This window comes from Bifidobacterium asteroides (genome assembly GCF_003202695.1).
Classification (GTDB): Bacteria; Actinomycetota; Actinomycetes; order Actinomycetales; family Bifidobacteriaceae; genus Bombiscardovia; species Bombiscardovia asteroides_G.
The window spans coordinates 206,980-223,403 of the sequence record NZ_QGLL01000009.1; the positions used below are offsets into that span (position 1 = coordinate 206,980).

General features: G+C 59.7%; 17 protein-coding genes and 1 tRNA gene. 4 read left to right on the top strand and 14 right to left on the bottom strand.

Annotated features, from left to right (window positions below):
* Positions 1–385 precede the first annotated feature (385 nt).
* From DKK75_RS08410 to DKK75_RS08320, 5 genes are all read right to left on the bottom strand, one after another.
* The gene (locus DKK75_RS08410; protein ID WP_110452720.1) at positions 386–847 is read right to left on the bottom strand and encodes a UTRA domain-containing protein; all 462 of its coding nucleotides are present in this window, start codon (positions 845–847) and stop codon (positions 386–388) included.
* Between the two features lie 320 nt (positions 848–1,167).
* On the bottom strand, positions 1,168–1,290 hold the full coding sequence (locus DKK75_RS08305) for a hypothetical protein (protein ID WP_258333193.1): 123 nt from the start codon (positions 1,288–1,290) through the stop codon (positions 1,168–1,170).
* The gene (locus tag DKK75_RS08310) at positions 1,269–1,712 is read right to left on the bottom strand and encodes a PTS transporter subunit IIC (protein WP_258333194.1); all 444 of its coding nucleotides are present in this window, start codon (positions 1,710–1,712) and stop codon (positions 1,269–1,271) included. Before DKK75_RS08310 ends, DKK75_RS08305 begins: the two co-directional genes overlap by 22 nt.
* A gap of 109 nt (positions 1,713–1,821) precedes the next feature.
* The gene (locus tag DKK75_RS08315) at positions 1,822–2,019 is read right to left on the bottom strand and encodes a PTS transporter subunit IIC (RefSeq protein ID WP_258333195.1); all 198 of its coding nucleotides are present in this window, start codon (positions 2,017–2,019) and stop codon (positions 1,822–1,824) included.
* Positions 1,965–2,300 carry a PTS transporter subunit IIC gene (locus DKK75_RS08320; RefSeq protein ID WP_258333196.1) on the bottom strand — a complete coding sequence of 112 codons (336 nt, stop codon included), beginning with the start codon at positions 2,298–2,300 and terminating at the stop codon, positions 1,965–1,967. The genes DKK75_RS08315 and DKK75_RS08320 overlap by 55 nt, the downstream gene beginning before the upstream one ends.
* Before the next feature lie 821 nt (positions 2,301–3,121).
* Here DKK75_RS08320 and DKK75_RS07105 point away from each other — a divergent pair.
* Positions 3,122–3,499: a hypothetical protein gene (locus DKK75_RS07105; RefSeq protein WP_110452721.1), complete on the top strand. Its 378-nt coding sequence runs from the start codon at positions 3,122–3,124 to the stop codon at positions 3,497–3,499.
* A 555-nt stretch (positions 3,500–4,054) separates the two neighbouring features.
* Positions 4,055–4,915 carry an Ltp family lipoprotein gene (locus DKK75_RS07115; protein WP_219997323.1) on the top strand — a complete coding sequence of 287 codons (861 nt, stop codon included), beginning with the start codon at positions 4,055–4,057 and terminating at the stop codon, positions 4,913–4,915.
* Positions 4,916–5,065: 150 nt separating this feature from the next.
* Here the strand turns inward: DKK75_RS07115 and DKK75_RS07120 are convergent.
* The 8 genes from DKK75_RS07120 to ptsP all read right to left on the bottom strand — a co-directional run bounded on the left by DKK75_RS07120 (position 5,066) and on the right by ptsP (position 13,454).
* Positions 5,066–5,139, bottom strand: a tRNA-Lys gene (locus DKK75_RS07120).
* 95 nt (positions 5,140–5,234) lie between these two features.
* Entirely contained in the window at positions 5,235–6,755 is a 1,521-nt protein-coding gene (locus DKK75_RS07125) for a formate--tetrahydrofolate ligase (protein WP_110452723.1), read from the bottom strand.
* A gap of 40 nt (positions 6,756–6,795) precedes the next feature.
* Positions 6,796–8,322: a C69 family dipeptidase gene (locus DKK75_RS07130; protein WP_110452724.1), complete on the bottom strand. Its 1,527-nt coding sequence runs from the start codon at positions 8,320–8,322 to the stop codon at positions 6,796–6,798.
* 193 nt (positions 8,323–8,515) lie between these two features.
* On the bottom strand, positions 8,516–9,088 hold the full coding sequence (locus tag DKK75_RS07135) for a YbhB/YbcL family Raf kinase inhibitor-like protein (protein WP_110452725.1): 573 nt from the start codon (positions 9,086–9,088) through the stop codon (positions 8,516–8,518).
* Between the two features lie 207 nt (positions 9,089–9,295).
* Positions 9,296–10,840, bottom strand: coding sequence for a PTS ascorbate transporter subunit IIC (locus tag DKK75_RS07140; RefSeq protein ID WP_110452726.1), 1,545 nt, complete (start codon positions 10,838–10,840; stop codon positions 9,296–9,298).
* 89 nt (positions 10,841–10,929) lie between these two features.
* Positions 10,930–11,202, bottom strand: coding sequence for a PTS sugar transporter subunit IIB (locus DKK75_RS07145; protein ID WP_024626949.1), 273 nt, complete (start codon positions 11,200–11,202; stop codon positions 10,930–10,932).
* 78 nt (positions 11,203–11,280) lie between these two features.
* Entirely contained in the window at positions 11,281–11,727 is a 447-nt protein-coding gene (locus DKK75_RS07150) for a PTS sugar transporter subunit IIA (RefSeq protein ID WP_110452727.1), read from the bottom strand.
* A gap of 77 nt (positions 11,728–11,804) precedes the next feature.
* Positions 11,805–13,454, bottom strand: coding sequence for a phosphoenolpyruvate--protein phosphotransferase (gene ptsP, locus DKK75_RS07155; RefSeq protein ID WP_110452728.1), 1,650 nt, complete (start codon positions 13,452–13,454; stop codon positions 11,805–11,807).
* Positions 13,455–13,686: 232 nt separating this feature from the next.
* On the opposite strand from ptsP, the gene DKK75_RS07160 reads away from it, so the two are divergent.
* Positions 13,687–13,953 carry an HPr family phosphocarrier protein gene (locus DKK75_RS07160; RefSeq protein WP_110452833.1) on the top strand — a complete coding sequence of 89 codons (267 nt, stop codon included), beginning with the start codon at positions 13,687–13,689 and terminating at the stop codon, positions 13,951–13,953.
* Between the two features lie 52 nt (positions 13,954–14,005).
* On the top strand, positions 14,006–15,064 hold the full coding sequence (locus tag DKK75_RS07165; protein WP_110452729.1) for a LacI family DNA-binding transcriptional regulator: 1,059 nt from the start codon (positions 14,006–14,008) through the stop codon (positions 15,062–15,064).
* 18 nt (positions 15,065–15,082) lie between these two features.
* On the opposite strand, the gene DKK75_RS07170 is transcribed toward DKK75_RS07165, so the two are convergent.
* Entirely contained in the window at positions 15,083–16,243 is a 1,161-nt protein-coding gene (locus tag DKK75_RS07170) for a DNA polymerase III subunit delta' (RefSeq protein ID WP_110452730.1), read from the bottom strand.
* Between the last annotated feature and the right edge of the window lie 181 nt (positions 16,244–16,424).

A 16,424-nucleotide genomic window follows, 5' to 3' on the forward strand; every position in this document is an offset into this window, starting at 1 on the left:
GGTCGTACCTGCCTTCCCATCTCCGATGCACTCTGCGAGGAATCAAGCGTATATCCTCAATACTATCCACTGCAGGACGAACCATTCAAGCATGACAAGCCTGACGCACAAGCAAAGGATGCCATTCCAGAAGCAGCCTGACAGCGGACTTTCAAAGTCATCGCCACAGATCGTTGACAACCTCTTTGAACGGGGGGCGTCACCCGGAGTCCGGATGCTGTTGATGACGAACTCTATTTCGGAATACGAAGGCGGTTGAAGAGCCACGCCGAATGCCGCCACCGAACCAAATCCGTCGAAGACGGTGGAATCCATGCCCAGCAAGAGCCAGCCCAAATCCATATGAAAGTATCCGGCGACCGTGAATCGGCATTCTCGATGCGGACTACGGCCTCGTTTCTGGCGAGCCTGACGTCGTATTGTTCCTCAATGAAGTTATAGCGGGATCCATCGGAGAAATCATGCTCGAGTATTTCCGGAAACCGTGCAACGACAGGTAGGCGCAGATATAATTGTGCAGATTGCCGCCGACATGGCGCAGTCGTTCCAGCTCGATCAGGTCTGCCTGAGCATCGATACCCACCCTGGATGCAAAATCGGCATTCTCGACAATCCTGTTGCCAAGTACTCGCGTCTTGACTGTTCGGCCAAGGTCACGCTGCTGGCGCCAGAATCCCTCAATGTGGCCGTTGATCACCTCGCGAGAGGTCGAAGACGACTTCAACCTGAAGGCACCCTTGCCCTGGCTGCGAACAATCAATCCCCCACGAATCAAATATTCTCTGGCATGGCGAACTCTAATGCGACTGACATTGCAGCGTGTGCAAAGTCCAGACTCCGTGGGCAACTGCGCCCCATCCCTTCATTCGTTTGACGCTTCCGCACCAATGGTCTCGCACGGACACACGCTTGGAAATTCCATCTACAATCGCAAAACCGACCCACCTGATTACATGGCCTTCGTGAATTGAAATCCCACGACCTGCGCAAATCGGAGACTCGCTGTCCTCAATGATCGTAAAAGACCCTACCCGTTTCTGCCAGCAAATGGGCCAAGCAGCAATATTCTCCAGCTACGGATGGGCTACGGAACTAATATTCAAAATCAGTTAGTCCCATGACCCTTCCTCATCGCCGCCTCTGCCAACTTCAGATAGGACAAAGGCTTCAGATCCAGGCGACGGCTTCAGCCTTGTCAGCTGAGTCAGCTGCAGCGGCAATGGTCTTCTTGCGCTTGTTTATGAAGCAGGAAACCACATAGGCCAGGATCAGCACGACGATGATTCCCAAATCAGAACAGCGTTAGGAGCGAAGGTGAAGGTGACCGGGAAGTCCAGTGCAGGCTTGGCGTTCTTGACCAAGTGCCCGCTGATGCCCTTGAGGGCAGGAACGCTCTCGCCTAGGACCACACGAACATCCGCCAGGATGATGTAGACGCCGACAGAGAAAGTCGTAGCCTGCAGGACCACATAGACGATGAAGTCCTGTCCGTCGCTGAGCTTGCTCTCGATATAGCCGGGACCAGCGAAAATCGCCACGATGACTGTTGTATCACACGGGAAGCCCCGGTTCTTGGGAAAGCTGATATCCTCAGTTGATTTTGGAGGGATGCTTCCTGCTGCGCGTGAGCGTAGCCACCAGGCCACCGCGGGCGATGCACGAGCCGCCGGTGTGCCCAGGGACACATCGTCGGCATCAGTCACCTTTTTCATGAAAGGCTGCGGACTGCGGGCGAAAAGGTCGCAACCAGGCCCTGAGCGATTGAACTGCAGAGCAGGGTCTGCCAAGTGGAGAACCCGGCCGCCGAGAAGATGACGGTTATCACGTGGCCATATAGAAGGCCACGTATCCTGACAAGTACACATATTTGAAATATGAGGTTGCTGAAAGAAGGACATTGACAATCATTGCGAAGAAGAAGACGAGCGCAGCTACGGATCCGTACCTGACCAGAGGCGTGCCGACTATGGCCTCGTTATTGGGAACAACGCCCTGGAGATGGAAGGCATGCTGGAACATATTCCCAAGGGGGGGGTCAATGCATTGGTCACCACGCCAACGCCAGAGGCAAGGACCAGAAAGCCCACGAAGGTCCGTATGGTCCCCTTCATGACATCCGTGGCAGACTTGCGCTGCAGAATCAGGCCGATCAGGGAGATCAGCGCAACGATGACGGAATGCCGTCGGAAATGCCCAAAACCGGTGATCACGTCCGCTGTCTCCTCCCAATCGGCTACTCCCTTCCTATACATGACGGTGCCTTCCGCGAAACGCTGGTCCAGCAATTTGCCTCCTCGCATACGATGAAGCCCATCTGCTCCCTAGCGAATGATCGCGGAAGAATGGATACCTCCCTTGGAATCTTCGACCTCGAATTCCGCAAACGTTATAACAACATGACAATATGATGTCTACAGTTGTGTGTTCAAACGCCATATCGTTCAAGCACCATATTCCAAGCTTGCTAATAAGACCCGGGACGGTAGGATCGCCAGATAGGTGACCGGCCTCCACCAGCCAGGTCGATAACGCTGGAGTGGACAGCCAATCCCTTGCCCCTTTCCCCTGAAGACAGCAGAGGACTCCTAGGATCAGCACAAGGCTCGCAAGAACCCGCTGATGAAGTAGTTGACCAGAGAGCCCAAAGCGTTGACAGTACAGAAGGCGTTCGAAATCAGCGCGAACTCATTGGTCATGCGGTAGTTCGGGAGGTAGCAGGCATAGACGACCAGCTGGCCTAGGGCCGCTCAGATCAATTGCGGCAGCTTATGAGGCAGGACCCAACTCTGGGGAAAGATACCGATAACAGTCTGTCCCAAAATCTTGGCCGATTGATGCGGGCTCCTGATACCGCGTCGAATATGAGCGCAACGAACATGACCTCGAACCCCTATCCCACTGCAATAGGAAGCCGACCAGCATGGTGACCCGTCAAACAACCTTTGACAAGCCTTGTACTAGCTCGCGTCCTACGATTGCTAACATGGAAGAGATCGGCCGCTTTTAACGCGTTGGTTACATCTCGTGTTCGCCACACCTGAACACTCAGATACCTTCCAGCTGACTATGCCGTGCTTAGCTCCTGCTAGGCTTCTAGCAGCACTGACGACGAAGGAGTTCTATGCTGCAGATAGGGAAGGACTGGCGTGCTCTCATAGGGAATGCCTGCTGGTCATGGATCCTGGGGTACATACCGATGATCTTCAAGGCCATCTCCATCGCCACAACGAACTACAGTTTCGACGGCACTTACATACTCAGCCAGGAAACCGGTCTAATCACGAAGAAGACGACGAACGTTGACCTGCGTCGCGCAAAGATGATCAACGCCACGGACAGCCCCTTCTCAGGCGGGTCGATAACTATCGTTGAGAACAAAGGGCGAAGCTACCAGTTCCCGTATATCAAGCACGCCAGAGAAGTCGCTCAGGATCTAAGATCAGTGGCCGAGGAAAGCAGCAGACAGGCTGGCGACGTGAGAAACGTGATCATTGCCTAAGAAATGATCTTCAGTCCCCGCTTCGGCGGGGCTTTTCCTTTGCGAAGATTTTGTCACACAAATGTCACACAGAATCGTGTTTCAGGCGAACTCCACGACCAATAGAAAAGCCCCGCAGCCTTTGCGGCTGTAGGCTTTGACTCCGTGTCCCCACGGGGGCTCGAACCCCGGACACGCTGTTAAGAGTCAGCTCATCTACTGCCGGAAACGCTGCACCCTCGTCCACGAGCTCATCCGCTGTCAGCACGCCGACGCCACCAGGGACGGCGTTTACGGCCCGCGTCTGGAACGCCGGACGCGACGCGAAACCGCATTGAAGCTTGTCAACCCGATCGAATACCAGACAGCCGAAGTCATGTACGAAGGCGACCACTACCGGATCGCCTGCGAACTCGATGTCACCCTCCAAATCATCCAGGACCACCAGCGCATACTCGATTCGAGCCGCATGCATTGCAAAGCACAGAGCCAATCCCCATAAGCATGACCATCGTACAGAACAACTGGTAGCCTGCTGGTAGTCATAGAGGATGAAGAAAGAGGGATAAATAAGTCATGTCCAACGCCGAACAGACCCCACAGACCCCACAGACCCCACAGACACCCGTGCCCCCGTGGATGCAGCCGCCGGAGGAAAAGCCGATTTACAAGAGGGTCTGGTTCTGGGTCGTCATCGCCGTGGTCGCCATTCTTGCTTTTGCCGTAACCGCGGGATCAGACATCAAGCTGACCATCAGCGCCCCCAAGATCGAGACAGCCGGCATATCACAGCAGCTGAACAAGATGAAGAAAACCCCAAAGGACCCTGAAACCCCTGCCAACCCTAACCCTGACGATCACCAGGCGGCTCTGGCCAAGGCGCAAGACTACTCTGAGATTCTGCACAAGAGCAAACAGGGCATCTACGATGAGCTCACCAGCGAGGATAAATACACGCCCGAGGCCGCCCAGTACGCCATAGACCATCTCAAAGCCGACTACAACGCCAATGCCCTTGCCGAAGCCAAACACTACCAGAAAAGAATGCACATGAGCAAGCGGGGCATCTACGATGAGCTCACCAGCGAGGATAAATTCACGCCCGAGGCCGCCCAGTACGCCGTAGACAACCTCAAAGCCGACGACAACGCCGCTGCTCACGCCAGAGCCAAATATTGCCTGGAAATAAGACACGAGAGCAAGGAGGGCATCTACTACGACCTCACCACCGAGGATAAATTCACGCCCAATGTCGCCCAGCACGCCGTAGATAATCTCAAAGCCGACTACAACGCCACTGCTCTCGCCGCAGCCAAAGACTACAAGAAGTACACGAACATGAGCCCAGCAGAAATCCGGCATCAGCTCGCCAGCCAGTACGGAGGTAAGTTCACCCCCGAAGAAGCGGCTTACGCCGTCCAGCACCTCAATCAGTAACCAGATCCCAACAAATCAGCCCCGCTCCGTCGGGGCTTTTCCTTTGCGAAGACTTTGTCACTTAAATGTCACACAAAATCGTGTTTCAGACGAATCCCCCAAATAAAGAAAAAGCCCCGCAGCCTTTGCGGCTGTAGGGCTTTGACTCTGTGCCCCCACGGGGGCTCGAACCCCGGACACGCTGATTAAGAGTCAGCTGCTCTAGCCAACTGAGCTATAGGGGCAGGGCACTTTCCAGAGCCATGTAGATACTATACACGGTTTCGACAGACCTGCAACACGGCGCGTCACAGGCCTACCGAATCCTGCCGTTGCTGGCTCAAACGATCTTGGGCATAGGTGTTGTCAGTGAGGTGGTCAGGCTCACCTGCAGAAGACCGGCCCCCGTATGGGCTTCGACCTTCTTCAGGGTGACTGTGCGTTTGTCCTCATCTGCCCGGTCATCGTCGGTCATAGTAGCCGGCGATTTGACCGCCACCACCGTCAGATCCTCGACGGGGATGCCTGCCTTGTTGCACAGCTCGGAGGCCGCCTGGAGACTGTCCTGGAAGCCCTCACGCTCAATAACGCGATCGGCCGGCACCCCGTAGGCGCTCCGGGCGATCCACCGAATTCGATCCGGCACGGACATGCCATGCAGGCTGGCTGTATCCGCCCGGGCGTTCGTGGGCTCCTGCAGGGCCTTGATCAGATCGTCCAGCTGAGGCTCAAGGGCCTTGCCCCCGTCACGGAAGAGATTGCCCGCAATGGGCTTGCGGAAGCCCAGACCGTCGGCGGTCTGTCGCAGGGAATCCACCTGGTCGTCCTCGCCCTCCCAGAGGTTGATCAGCGGGAAGGTGGGGATGCCCAGTCCCTCCAGACGGTGCACGTGGAAGGGATAGCGCCAGCTCAGCTTGGGATCGTCCCGCCATGTGGTGGCACGGGTGACGACCACGGCGGCGGCCGGCCACTGGGCCCCATACTCGCGGGCAGCGATGTCCAGCCACTTCTGGGCCCCGGCATCAGCCCCATAGCCCGCCTCGACGACAACCACGTCGTGCCGGGCGCAGGCCATCTCCACGGACACCAGGCTGGGAATGCCGATAGAGACGTTGGCGAACGGTCCGCCATGCACATAGACTGGAGAACCCTCCAGAGTCTGAGTGAAGGCGGGTTTGACCGCGTCGGTCAGAATTCCGGTGATCCGCCACAGATCCACAAACTGCCCGAAGGTGACCGGAGAACCATCCAGGGTCCCCGCGACCATGGCAGCCACGCGCTGTTCGATCTCCTCCATGCTCCGGGAGAGCACCACAATCTGCATGAGCTCACAGGTGGGCGTCAGCACGGTCCGCTCAGGCAGGTCGCCCTTGCCGCGATCCACCGTGATCTGCCTCAGGGACCGGGAGGGGACCTCACTGACCCTGGGCACCAGAACAGTGTCCAACCGACCCTCGTCCACAGCCTTCTCCGCAAAGGAGACCAGCAGGTTCTGGGCGGATTCGATGGCCGCCATCTCCCCGCACAGACCCCAGTCCACCAGCTCAGGATGCGTCAGGGAGGACTTGCCGCCACCGGAGGCGCCGCCTTTGGACCCGGCTGCGGTAATGCCCATGCTGGGTTGGCGCAGGACAGCCGCGGCATCCACTCCCCGGGCGCGCAGGGCATCGATCAGGGCAATGGTGGTTGTTGTCTTGCCCTCGCCCCGCGAGGCCTTGAGCGGCGTGTCTGCGGTGACCAGCAGCACCCGTCCATGCTTGCGCGGCATGTCCGGATGCTCCCGCAAGTCCTTCAGGTAGCCAAAGGCGTCGATCTTGCCAAACAGGCCGTATGGCCTGACATAATCGTCGAAGTCGGTCATGGGGCTCTCCTTCTTTGTGGTCCTTGTCGATTCAGATGGCTCAGTTGTCTGACAGGTGGTATCCGTTGCGCATGCCCATGCTGACCGTATAAAGCACCTGGCCCAGCAGGTCATCGGTCTCCTTGCGCAGACGGTCGGCCATGTCCTGGTTTGCAGCCTCCAGAACCTGGCGGACCTTAGGGTTGTCCGTGCCCTTATCGGCGCCCTCCAGCCTGGTCACCTGTTCGTCAGCAGCGGCGATCAGACGATGGCCCTCGCCTCCAACGCTCTGCTGGTAGCGTTCGACTGCAGATGAAGTGCCGGCGAAGGCCGAGTCGCACAGTGCAGCAATCAGCCGGTCGGACCAATAGAGGCTGTCGGTGGAGACACGATCCGTAGCGTTAGCGAGATAATCAGGCGTACGTTCCACATTGGCATAGAAGGGAACCAGGGCGTTGAAAGCGTTGGACCCGTAGGACATCCACTGGATGGCCCGGCAGGATTCAGGCCGGTAGGGGCGCAGCTGGATCAGGGCCAGCTGGTCGTTGCGATTGATGCCAATGGGCCGGTAGAGCCCCTTGGTGTGCTCGTCGCCGGTCCGCCCATAAGGATCATATGGCGTGCCCTGATAGTGGGAGCTGAGCAAGTATTTGACATCCTCCACCGTGATCAGACGCTCGGGCTGGCGGCACCAGGGGATGTTGTCGCTGGTGGGAGCATGATCAGCATCCGGCCCGTCCCAGATCTCGTCATAGGGATTGAGGAAACGCTGCATGTACCAGGCGCGAGGCGTGTTGTACACATGGTCTGAATCGCTATGGGAACCAAAGGCATCACGGGGATTGAAGGGCGAGGCCGACTCCACAGCCAGATCCAGATGGTTGTCAGCAATGAACTCCCGCAGGTCGGCTGAGCAGAGGTGGTCGGTTTGATCCCCGAAAGCATCGTCCAGATCGAACTCGTCGATGCCCAGCTGATTGGGCATGGTCACATAGGAGTCATCGGGCACACGCTTGGCTATCCAATGGTGGCCACCCACGGTCTCCATCCACCAGATCTCGTCCACGTCGCTGAAGGCGATGCCGTTCATCTCATAGGTGCCGTAACGCTCCAGCAGGGAGCCCAACCGCTGGACGCCATCCCGTGCCGAGTGGATATAAGGCAGGACGATGGTGACCAGATCCTCCTCGCCGATGCCTCCGGGCACCTCGGCCAGGTAGCCCTCATCGCCGGGATGGCCCTGGGCAGGGGTGAGCTCCACCAGCGGATCGGCACCCAGAACACGCTCGTTGGTAGTGATGGTCTCGGTGGCTGACATGGCCACGTTGTCGCTGTTGACGCCCGCTTCGGCCCAGAGCCCCTGATCAAGCACGGCGTTGGGCACCGAGGTGTAACGCATGGGATCCTTGGGCAGATCCATCTCCAGGTGGCTGATCACGCTGCGGTAGTGCCGAGGCTGCTGGTCGGGAGCGACCAGGACGAAACGCTTGGGACGGAACTCCCCGTTGGCTGAATCCTCATTCCGAGCAATAATGGTGGATCCGTCGTAACTGGCGTGTTTACCTATCAGAAGCGTGGTGCAGGGCATATAAACGTCTTCCTTTTATCTGGTCACGGTCAACTGTCATCACCAGCCTGGAGGTCGGGGAATACCTGTCCGCCCGACTGCGTGTGCAGACAGGGATGACGGCCGTCTGCGCACTTGGGGCATGGCCTCACTCTAGTGCCAGACCGCCCCAATATCAGTCCCAATATCAGGGGATGTGCGCTAAATCAAATTCTCATGCCTTGGCTGGCAGCCAGACCCGAGCCGCAGCCGCCGCAGGCTGAGCGGAATGAATGGCATGGACCAGGGCGTTCAGCCAGAATCCCTCTTCCAAACCAGCAAGAGCCTCCTGCGTGGCCCAGACCGAGAGCACATAGTCATGGGCCTGGTCTGGAGGGGTGGGACCGTTGTAGCGCATGAGCACAGCGGGATCGTCGGCGATCTCCTCCTCCATGACCAGCGGCGAGGCGGCCGAAGTCCGGCCCTGAGGCACGCCAGGAATCAGATTGGGCAGGTTTCTGGAGAAGTCCTCGGGAATGGACAGGACGGAGCCACCGTCCTCATCAGGCTGCAGGGCAGCCAGAGCTTCTACAGGCAGATTGGCCACGGACCAGTGGATCCAAGGGAAGCCGCAGACCGGCACGGAATCAGGATCCACCAACATCCAGTGCAGATATCGGGCCTCCTGGGGCACCCCTTCAAGCCGGAAGGGGAAAGAGACTACAGGACGTCCCTTGCGCGTGAGGGACTGAGGGGCGCGCTTGGCATACCGATCGGGAATGGTGCCGAAATCAGTGTTAATCCTCATGTCTCGATTCTCGCCCGCACAAGCGACGGGGTCAAGTGCATCCGCTAAAGAAGCTTGGCGCAATTAAGCCCAACGCACTGGTTCAAGAGTGCTAGAGCCGCCCGTTTCCTTTCCGCATGAAAGGAAACGGGCGGCTCTATCTTGTATTGGAGAAAGGAATCAGCCGAACCCTTCCTCCTGGCGCCTATAAGACGCGCTTGCGCATGCCTATTCGGCTTTCGCAGCCTCGGCGGCCTTGGTCTTGGCACGAGCGGCCTTGGCGGCTGCACGAGCCTGAGCCTTGGCCTCCTTCTCTTCAGCCTCGACACTGGCGATGAACTCAGCATGCTTGGCGGCAGGCATCCATCCGGTGTTGACCACCTTGACCTGCCAGATCCAGGCCAGGGCGAAGATCACCACAGCCATGACCACCAAGGCCACGGCCCCGACAGGGATGCCCAGCTGGGCCAGCTTGCCGACCACGGTGCCGTACCAGGCAAAGTCCGCATCGCCGAAGGTTGCGTTGGACAGGCCAAAGCTGCCCAGAACCGTCATCAGGATGGCCGGCAGGAAAGTGATCAGGAGACCATTGATGAAGCCGCCGACCACGGCCCCGATGCGGCCGCCGGTCGCATTGCCGAAGACGCCGGCACCGCCGCCATCGAAGAAGTGGGGCACCATGCCCGGCAGGATCAGGGCCAGACCCCAGACGGGCCCGAGCCAGACGGCGATGATGACCAGGGCCACCAGACCGCCGGCGAAGGAGGCCAGGAAGCCGATCAGGGACGCGTTGGCACCGTAGGGGAAGACAATGGGGATATCCAGGGCAGGACGGGCACCGGGGACCACCTTGTTGGCGATGCCCTGGAAGGCGGGCACCAGCTCGCCCAGGATGATGCGAACGCCGTAGAGGATGATGCTCACGCCGATGCCGAACTGCAGAGCCTGAGCGAAGGCGGCCATGAAGAAGGCTCCCCAGTTGGCCGGATGGGAGGGGAAGACGGCGAAGGCGACCTTGGCAGGCTTAAAGGCGGTCCAGACAGCGAAGACCAGGTAGAGGACGACCATGAGCAGGGTGGTGGAAACCATGGAATCACGCAGGAAGCTCAGCCCCTTGGGGAAGTCGATGTCCTCAGTGGATCGCGACTTCTTGCCCACAGCGCTGCCGACTGCGCCTGAGACCACATAGCCCAAGGTGTTGAAGTGGCCGATGGACAGCTTGTCGCTGCCGGTCACCCGGTTCATGTATGGCTGGGCAAAGGCGGGCATGGCCACCATGATCACGCCCATGAGCAGGGAGCCGATCAGCACGATGAGCAGGTTGTTGCCCTTGCCGAACCCAATCGAAAGGACCAGAGCCAGCAGGGTGGACATGAAGACCATATGGTGGCCGGTCAGGAAGACGTACTTGAGCGGGGTGAACCGTGCCAGCAGAATCATGATGATGAAGCTGAGCACGATGATGTAGGCGGAGGCTGCACCGAACTGGCTGGAGGCCTGAGCCACGATAACCTCGTTGGTGGGGACGACCCCGTGGGCGCCAGTGGCCTTGAAGACCAGCTTGCCGAAGGGATCCAAGGCGTTGGTCACCACGGTGGCGCCGGCGCCCAGAATCAGATAGCCCATGGCCGCCTTAAGGGCGCCAGAAATGACCTGGCCCGCGCTCCGTTTCAGAGCGATCAGGCCGATGGCCGCCACGATGCCAATCAGATAGGCGGGCACATTCAGAATCTCCTGGCTGATGAAGTTCAGCACCGCAAGGAAGACATTCATTGTTTGTCCTTACTATTTCTCTCTTGTTCTCAAACTTAAAAGAGCGAGCATTCCATCGGTCTGACGATGAAGGATGCCCGCCGGGCGCATCAGTCGGCGTACTGCTCCAGAATGCCCTTGATCTCGTCCTTGTCCATGAAGTTCTGGACAGTCTCGACCGGGGTGGTGGTCCCCTCAAGCTCGGGCGCCAGCTGGGGCGAAGTCAGCACCAGGTCGTTCATGTTGGCGGTGCCCTTGGCGCTGCCTGCGTCAGAGGTGGTCACAGTCACGTCCATGCCCAGCTCCGATGCCACCTGCTCCACGTTGACCTTGAGCAGAACTGAAGTGCCGATGCCGTTGCCGCATACGCAGAGAATATCCATGAGTTGCTCCTTTGTTCCTTGTTTGCTTCTACTGCTTCTTGTGTTTGCCATGCTGGAATCCGCAAAAGCGGGTCCCGCTCACGATTCGAGAATGGCGCGGACCTCGCCAGGAGTGCCGGCCTTGGCCAGCTGCTCGGTCTTCTTCGTGTCCGTCAGAGCACCGGCGATGGCGGACATCACCTGCAGGTGCTCCTGCTCATCCCGGCCGGCCAGACCGATCACTAGGGAGACCGGATCGTTGGCCTTGTTGCCGAACTCCACGGGCGTGGACAGCCTTACCCAGCTCAGGCCGGTTCCCAGAACCGCCTCGCTGGGCCGGGAATGAGCCAGAGCCAGACCGGGAGCGATAACGATGTAGGGACCCATCTTCTCGACAGTCTCGATCATCTGGTCCGTGTAGGCATCGGTGGTGAACCCCGAGGCCGCCAGCCTGTCGCCCGCCTTGCGGATGGCATCCCGCCAGTCAGTCGCCGGTACATCCAAGGCGAAGGATGTGTCGGGAAGGAAGGCTTGGAAATCCGTCATGTCTGCTCCTTGCTCGTGCTGTTTGACTTGATCGACTGCACCGGATCTGATGGGTCTGCACAAATCCGGTCGCCTGCTCACCACCCCTGGGGATGGTAGAACTCTCCGTCCAGAGCCTTGGCGGCGAGCGCCTTGGCCTCATCCACGGTGTGCTTGGCCAGTTCGGCGCGAACATCATCCAGAGCGACCGGAGTCATGGACAGGCTGGTCACGCCGATTCCAGCCAAAACCACGGCCAGGTCCGGATCGGCAGCAGCCTCGCCGCAGACTCCAACAGGCATGTTATTGGCCTGACCGGCATCAGCGATGAGCTTAATGGCCCTGAGGACGGCAGGATGCCAGGCGGTCTGATAGGAGGCGACCGAACCCAGCGTGCGGTCTGCGGCCAGCGTATACTGGGTCAGATCGTTAGTGCCGATGCTGACGAAATCGGCCACCTTGGCCACCTTGTCGGCCATCAGCGCAATTGAAGGAACTTCGGCCATGACGCCCACTCGCTTGAGCCCCTTGCTCTTGCCCAGACGGACGAAATAGTCAGCCTCATGTTCGTCGGCGACCATTGGCGCCATGACCCATAGGTCGGCATCCGTCTCGGCATCGGCCAGGGCCAGAGCCTCCAGCTGATCCTCCAGAACCTGGCTGTGGACCTTAAGCGTGCGCAGACCGCGCAGCCCCAGGGCCGGATTGGGTTCGTCGGCCTGGGTAAGGAAAGGCAGCGGCTTGTCAGCGCCGGCGTCCAGCAGACGAATGACCACCTTGCGACCGGGGAAGCGTTCAAGGAGAGCCTGGTAGGCCTTGGCCTGCTCCTCGACGCCGGGTGCCTGCTCGTTGCCCAGGAAGAGGAACTCCGAACGGAAGAGTCCAACACCTTCGGCTCCATACTCCAAGGCCGGATCGGCATCCGCAGGCTTGCCGACATTGGCCAGGAGGGGAATCCTGGTTCCGTCCTTGAGCTGGCCTGGGCTGCCTCGCAAGGCCTTGGCCTGATCCGCTTCGCGACGGGCCTGCTCAGCTTTTTCAATCTGCTCCTGGGTGGGATCAGCCGTCACCTTGCCGGCAGCGGCATCGACGATGACCGTCTGTCCGTCGGACAGCCCTGCCGCGTCCTGAGCGCCTACGACAGCGACGATCCCCCTGGACCGGGCCAGAATGGCGGTATGGCTGGTTGGGCCGCCCTCAATGGTGACGATGGCCAGAACCTTGGTCATGTCCAAGCTGGAGGTGTCGGCCGGAGACAGGTCAGGGGCGACCAGAACGAATGGCTTGTCGCTTTCCGGCACGCCCGGTGCCGGGACACCGAGCAGATGGGCGATGACACGCTGCCCAACATCATGCAGATCGTTGGCCCGCTCCCCCATGTATCCGCCGATGGCCTGGAGCTTTCCCTCAAAGTCGGCAAAGGCCTCATAGACGGATCGCTCGGCGGTCTTGCCACCGTCCAGCAGGGATCGGATCGAGGTCTTCAGGGCCGGGTCCTGGGCCATCTGAGCCAGGGCGGTCAGAATCGGAGCAGCATCCTTGGCCCCCTGCCCATCCTGGGCGGCCTTGGCGCGCGCAAGCAGGTCCTTGTTGACCGATGCCAGAGCGGATTCGACCCTGCTGAATTCAGCATCCGCCGTCAGGTTGTCAGGCCTCGCCTCATCGCCGGGCACGTCGAGTCCGGCCGCCATATGGATAACCGGACCAACGGCAACGCCGCGGCCAATGCCCACGCCTTGGATCTCCATGTCGCACTCCTTAGTGCCTGGCCACTGCACGAGAGCCGCCCTGAGGCAAACTGAACAACGGCAGTGGAAACGTTCTTCATGCAACGATGTTCAGTATACACATATTCATTCGTTTTTCAACGGTAATCGTTTTCTGTAATTCCTCTTTTGCAGTGGTAAGATAACCAGCGTATCCACCACTAGACATGCCGGTTCGACAAGATCGGCCATATATTCAGGAGAGATGATCACCATGGCAACAGCACAACGTTCCACTGTCATCACCGACCCGGTGGGCATTCATGCCAGGCCCGCTTCGGAATTCTCGCAGGCCGCCGCCTCCAGCGGATGCAAGGTTACCATAGCCAAGGGCGACGGCAATCCTGTAGACGCCGGCAGCATTCTGATGGTCATGAGCCTGGGAATCGCCAAGGGCGACAAGGTCACCGTGACCGTCGAGGGCGACGAGGCCGAGACCGTGGCGGACTCCCTGGTCACCAAGCTGACCCAGGCCGAATAACTCCGTCACCAGAGGCAGCCGACATCAGCGGAAAGGATCTTCGAGGGAGCCAATGGGACAGACGGCGGACAACAAGCCTTCCATTGCCAACGTCGCAGCCCTGGCCGGAGTTTCGACGGCGACTGTGTCCCGTGTCCTTTCCGGTCATAGGCGCAAGAACGATGACATCAGTCGCAGGGTTAGAGCTGCGGCTGAGAAGCTTAATTACTCAGCTAACTTCGCTGCTAGCGCGCTCCGCTCGGATCGCAGCAGAACCATGGGGCTGATCCTATGCGGGGTCCCCACGGGCATGGCAGGGTCCATCCTGGATATGCTCAGCAGGAGACTGACCGAGCAGGGGCGCTATCTGCTGGTCATATCTGCCAGGGACGACCAACAGCGCGAAGCTGCCATCAGGTCCATGGCGGCCCGGCAGGTCGAAGGAATCATCGTCGTCCCTTCGCCGGATGACGACCCGGATGGCATGCCTGCCGATCTGCCATCCGGGCTGCCCATCGTCCAGGTCGGGGGCAGACCGCTCTCCTACCACACCAGCTGGGTCGGCATGGACCAGGCGGCCTCAATGCGGCTCATCATCGCCCACCTGGCCGAGCAGAACGCACACGCAGTGGCCTATCTGAGCCGTGAGTTGGACACCAGCGCGGCCACCGAGCTCTTCACGACTTTCTCCACCTTGACCAACACCCTGGGCATGACGCCTCAGCCGGACTGGGTCCAGTTCGGTCCCTGCAGCATGCGCCGCGGTTACGATGCCGTCATGACCATGCTCACTGAGGGAAACGACCATCCCGACGCCATCATCTGCGGGGACGACTCGCTGGCCCTGGGCGCTCTGATGGCCTGCAGCCAACTGGGCTTCCAGGTTCCCGACCAGGTTAAGGTGGCCGCCTTCGTGGACAGCCCGGCCTGCCTGATCAGCAGCCCGACCTTGACTGCAGTCAAGACCCCCATAGAAAGCATTGTCCAAGAGGTGCTGCGGCTGGTCGACGCCAAGGGACAGTCCATTCTCCCCTCCCATGTGGCTCTACCACCGGCGCTGGAGTGCAGGGAATCGACCTGGTCGCCAAGGATCGGCAGCAGTGATATGACCTTGCCGGGCACTTTTGCCTGATGAACCCTTGGTTTGGGCTTAGACCAGCAGGGTGCAGAAGAGGGCTTCGAAGACGAGGAGCGGCGAGCCGTTGGCGGCCAGCCTCCTGCGAGCTCGGGCAATCAGCTGAATGCGGTCGATGGCCCCCTGCCTGGAAAGCCTGACGGACAGATCGGCAATTGCTGCTCGATTCTCCAAATTGACCAAGCCAGCCTCCTCCTCGGCGCCGTTCTGCAGGACACCCACATCCCGGTAGACGCTGGCCAGAGTGCTCAAGTTGCGGTCCAGCACATCCCGGGTCAATCTGGTGACCCGTCGGCGAACCTGATCCTTGCCGCCCAAGGCATGATAGGCACCACGAAGCTGACGGGGAATGCGTTCCTTGTCCTTAAGCCCATTGATCTGCCGAAACTCCCGCTCGTCCCTGGACACCTCATCGTCCACGGTGGCAGTAGCCTGATCCCGGGCCGCATCGACTACCCGACCAGCCAGGACCACGGCATCCGAGGCGCGCCGCAGGCCCAGCAGGCCCACCACCAGCTCATCACGGTCGGCCAGGACCTGATCCCTTGTGGCGTAGAGACGGGCGATGCCGATATGCCCCTGGGCTAGACGGGCAGCCTTAGCGGCCAAGGACCGGTCCACCCCCACCTGATCAGTCAGAAAATCGGCCACTGCAGTGTTGGAAGGCACCGCCAGGTTGAGCACCCTGGTCCGTGAACGAATGGTGGGCAGCACGTCCTGGGCGCTGGGTGCGCACAGAAGCCAGATGGTATGCTCGGCGGGCTCCTCGATCTCCTTGAGCAGCACATTGGTAGTCCGCTCCAGCATTCGATCCACGTCTTCGATGATGATGACCCGCCAGCGCGAGGTTGATGGCATCTGCTCCGAGGTCATGATCAGCTCCCTGACCTCGTCGATGCCGATGGTGACCTTGTTGGTGGACAGTATGGTCACATCCGGATGGGTCCCGGCCAGGACCTGCTGGGTAACGCGGGTAGGCTGATCGCTCAATCCCTGGTCAGGGCTGATCAGGGCAGCTGCGAACGCCCGGGCCAGATTGGAACGCCCTGATCCAGGAGGACCGCAGATCAGCCAGGATTGCGCCACCTCGTCATGGCCTTGGGCCTGAGCGGCCACCGTCCGCTTGAGCAGATCAACCGTGGGCTGCTGACCCACAATGGCATCCCAGACACTCATCGCGTTTTCCGCAGGAGCCGGGACCGGAGCAGCCAGCGAGCGCGGGAACCCAGAGGAGCCGAATCATCATCAGCAGCACCGCCAACTGTTCCCGCATTCATGGACTGGCTGTACTGATCGTCATCCGGCTGATCCTGCCAGTCGACATCATCCTCCGATGCCTGGGCCGCATCCGTGGCCT

Coding starts and splice junctions, on each gene's coding strand:
- DKK75_RS08310 (WP_258333194.1), bottom strand. CDS start 1,712: ATGAAAAAGGTGACTGATGCCGACGATGTGTCCCTGGGCACACCGGCG.
- DKK75_RS08315 (WP_258333195.1), bottom strand. CDS start 2,019: ATGTTCCAGCATGCCTTCCATCTCCAGGGCGTTGTTCCCAATAACGAG.
- DKK75_RS08320 (WP_258333196.1), bottom strand. CDS start 2,300: ATGCGAGGAGGCAAATTGCTGGACCAGCGTTTCGCGGAAGGCACCGTC.
- DKK75_RS07105 (WP_110452721.1), top strand. CDS start 3,122: ATGCTGCAGATAGGGAAGGACTGGCGTGCTCTCATAGGGAATGCCTGC.
- DKK75_RS07115 (WP_219997323.1), top strand. CDS start 4,055: ATGTCCAACGCCGAACAGACCCCACAGACCCCACAGACCCCACAGACA.
- DKK75_RS07125 (WP_110452723.1), bottom strand. CDS start 6,755: ATGACCGACTTCGACGATTATGTCAGGCCATACGGCCTGTTTGGCAAG.
- DKK75_RS07130 (WP_110452724.1), bottom strand. CDS start 8,322: ATGCCCTGCACCACGCTTCTGATAGGTAAACACGCCAGTTACGACGGA.
- DKK75_RS07135 (WP_110452725.1), bottom strand. CDS start 9,088: ATGAGGATTAACACTGATTTCGGCACCATTCCCGATCGGTATGCCAAG.
- DKK75_RS07140 (WP_110452726.1), bottom strand. CDS start 10,840: ATGAATGTCTTCCTTGCGGTGCTGAACTTCATCAGCCAGGAGATTCTG.
- DKK75_RS07145 (WP_024626949.1), bottom strand. CDS start 11,202: ATGGATATTCTCTGCGTATGCGGCAACGGCATCGGCACTTCAGTTCTG.
- DKK75_RS07150 (WP_110452727.1), bottom strand. CDS start 11,727: ATGACGGATTTCCAAGCCTTCCTTCCCGACACATCCTTCGCCTTGGAT.
- ptsP (WP_110452728.1), bottom strand. CDS start 13,454: ATGGAGATCCAAGGCGTGGGCATTGGCCGCGGCGTTGCCGTTGGTCCG.
- DKK75_RS07160 (WP_110452833.1), top strand. CDS start 13,687: ATGGCAACAGCACAACGTTCCACTGTCATCACCGACCCGGTGGGCATT.
- DKK75_RS07165 (WP_110452729.1), top strand. CDS start 14,006: ATGGGACAGACGGCGGACAACAAGCCTTCCATTGCCAACGTCGCAGCC.
- DKK75_RS07170 (WP_110452730.1), bottom strand. CDS start 16,243: ATGAGTGTCTGGGATGCCATTGTGGGTCAGCAGCCCACGGTTGATCTG.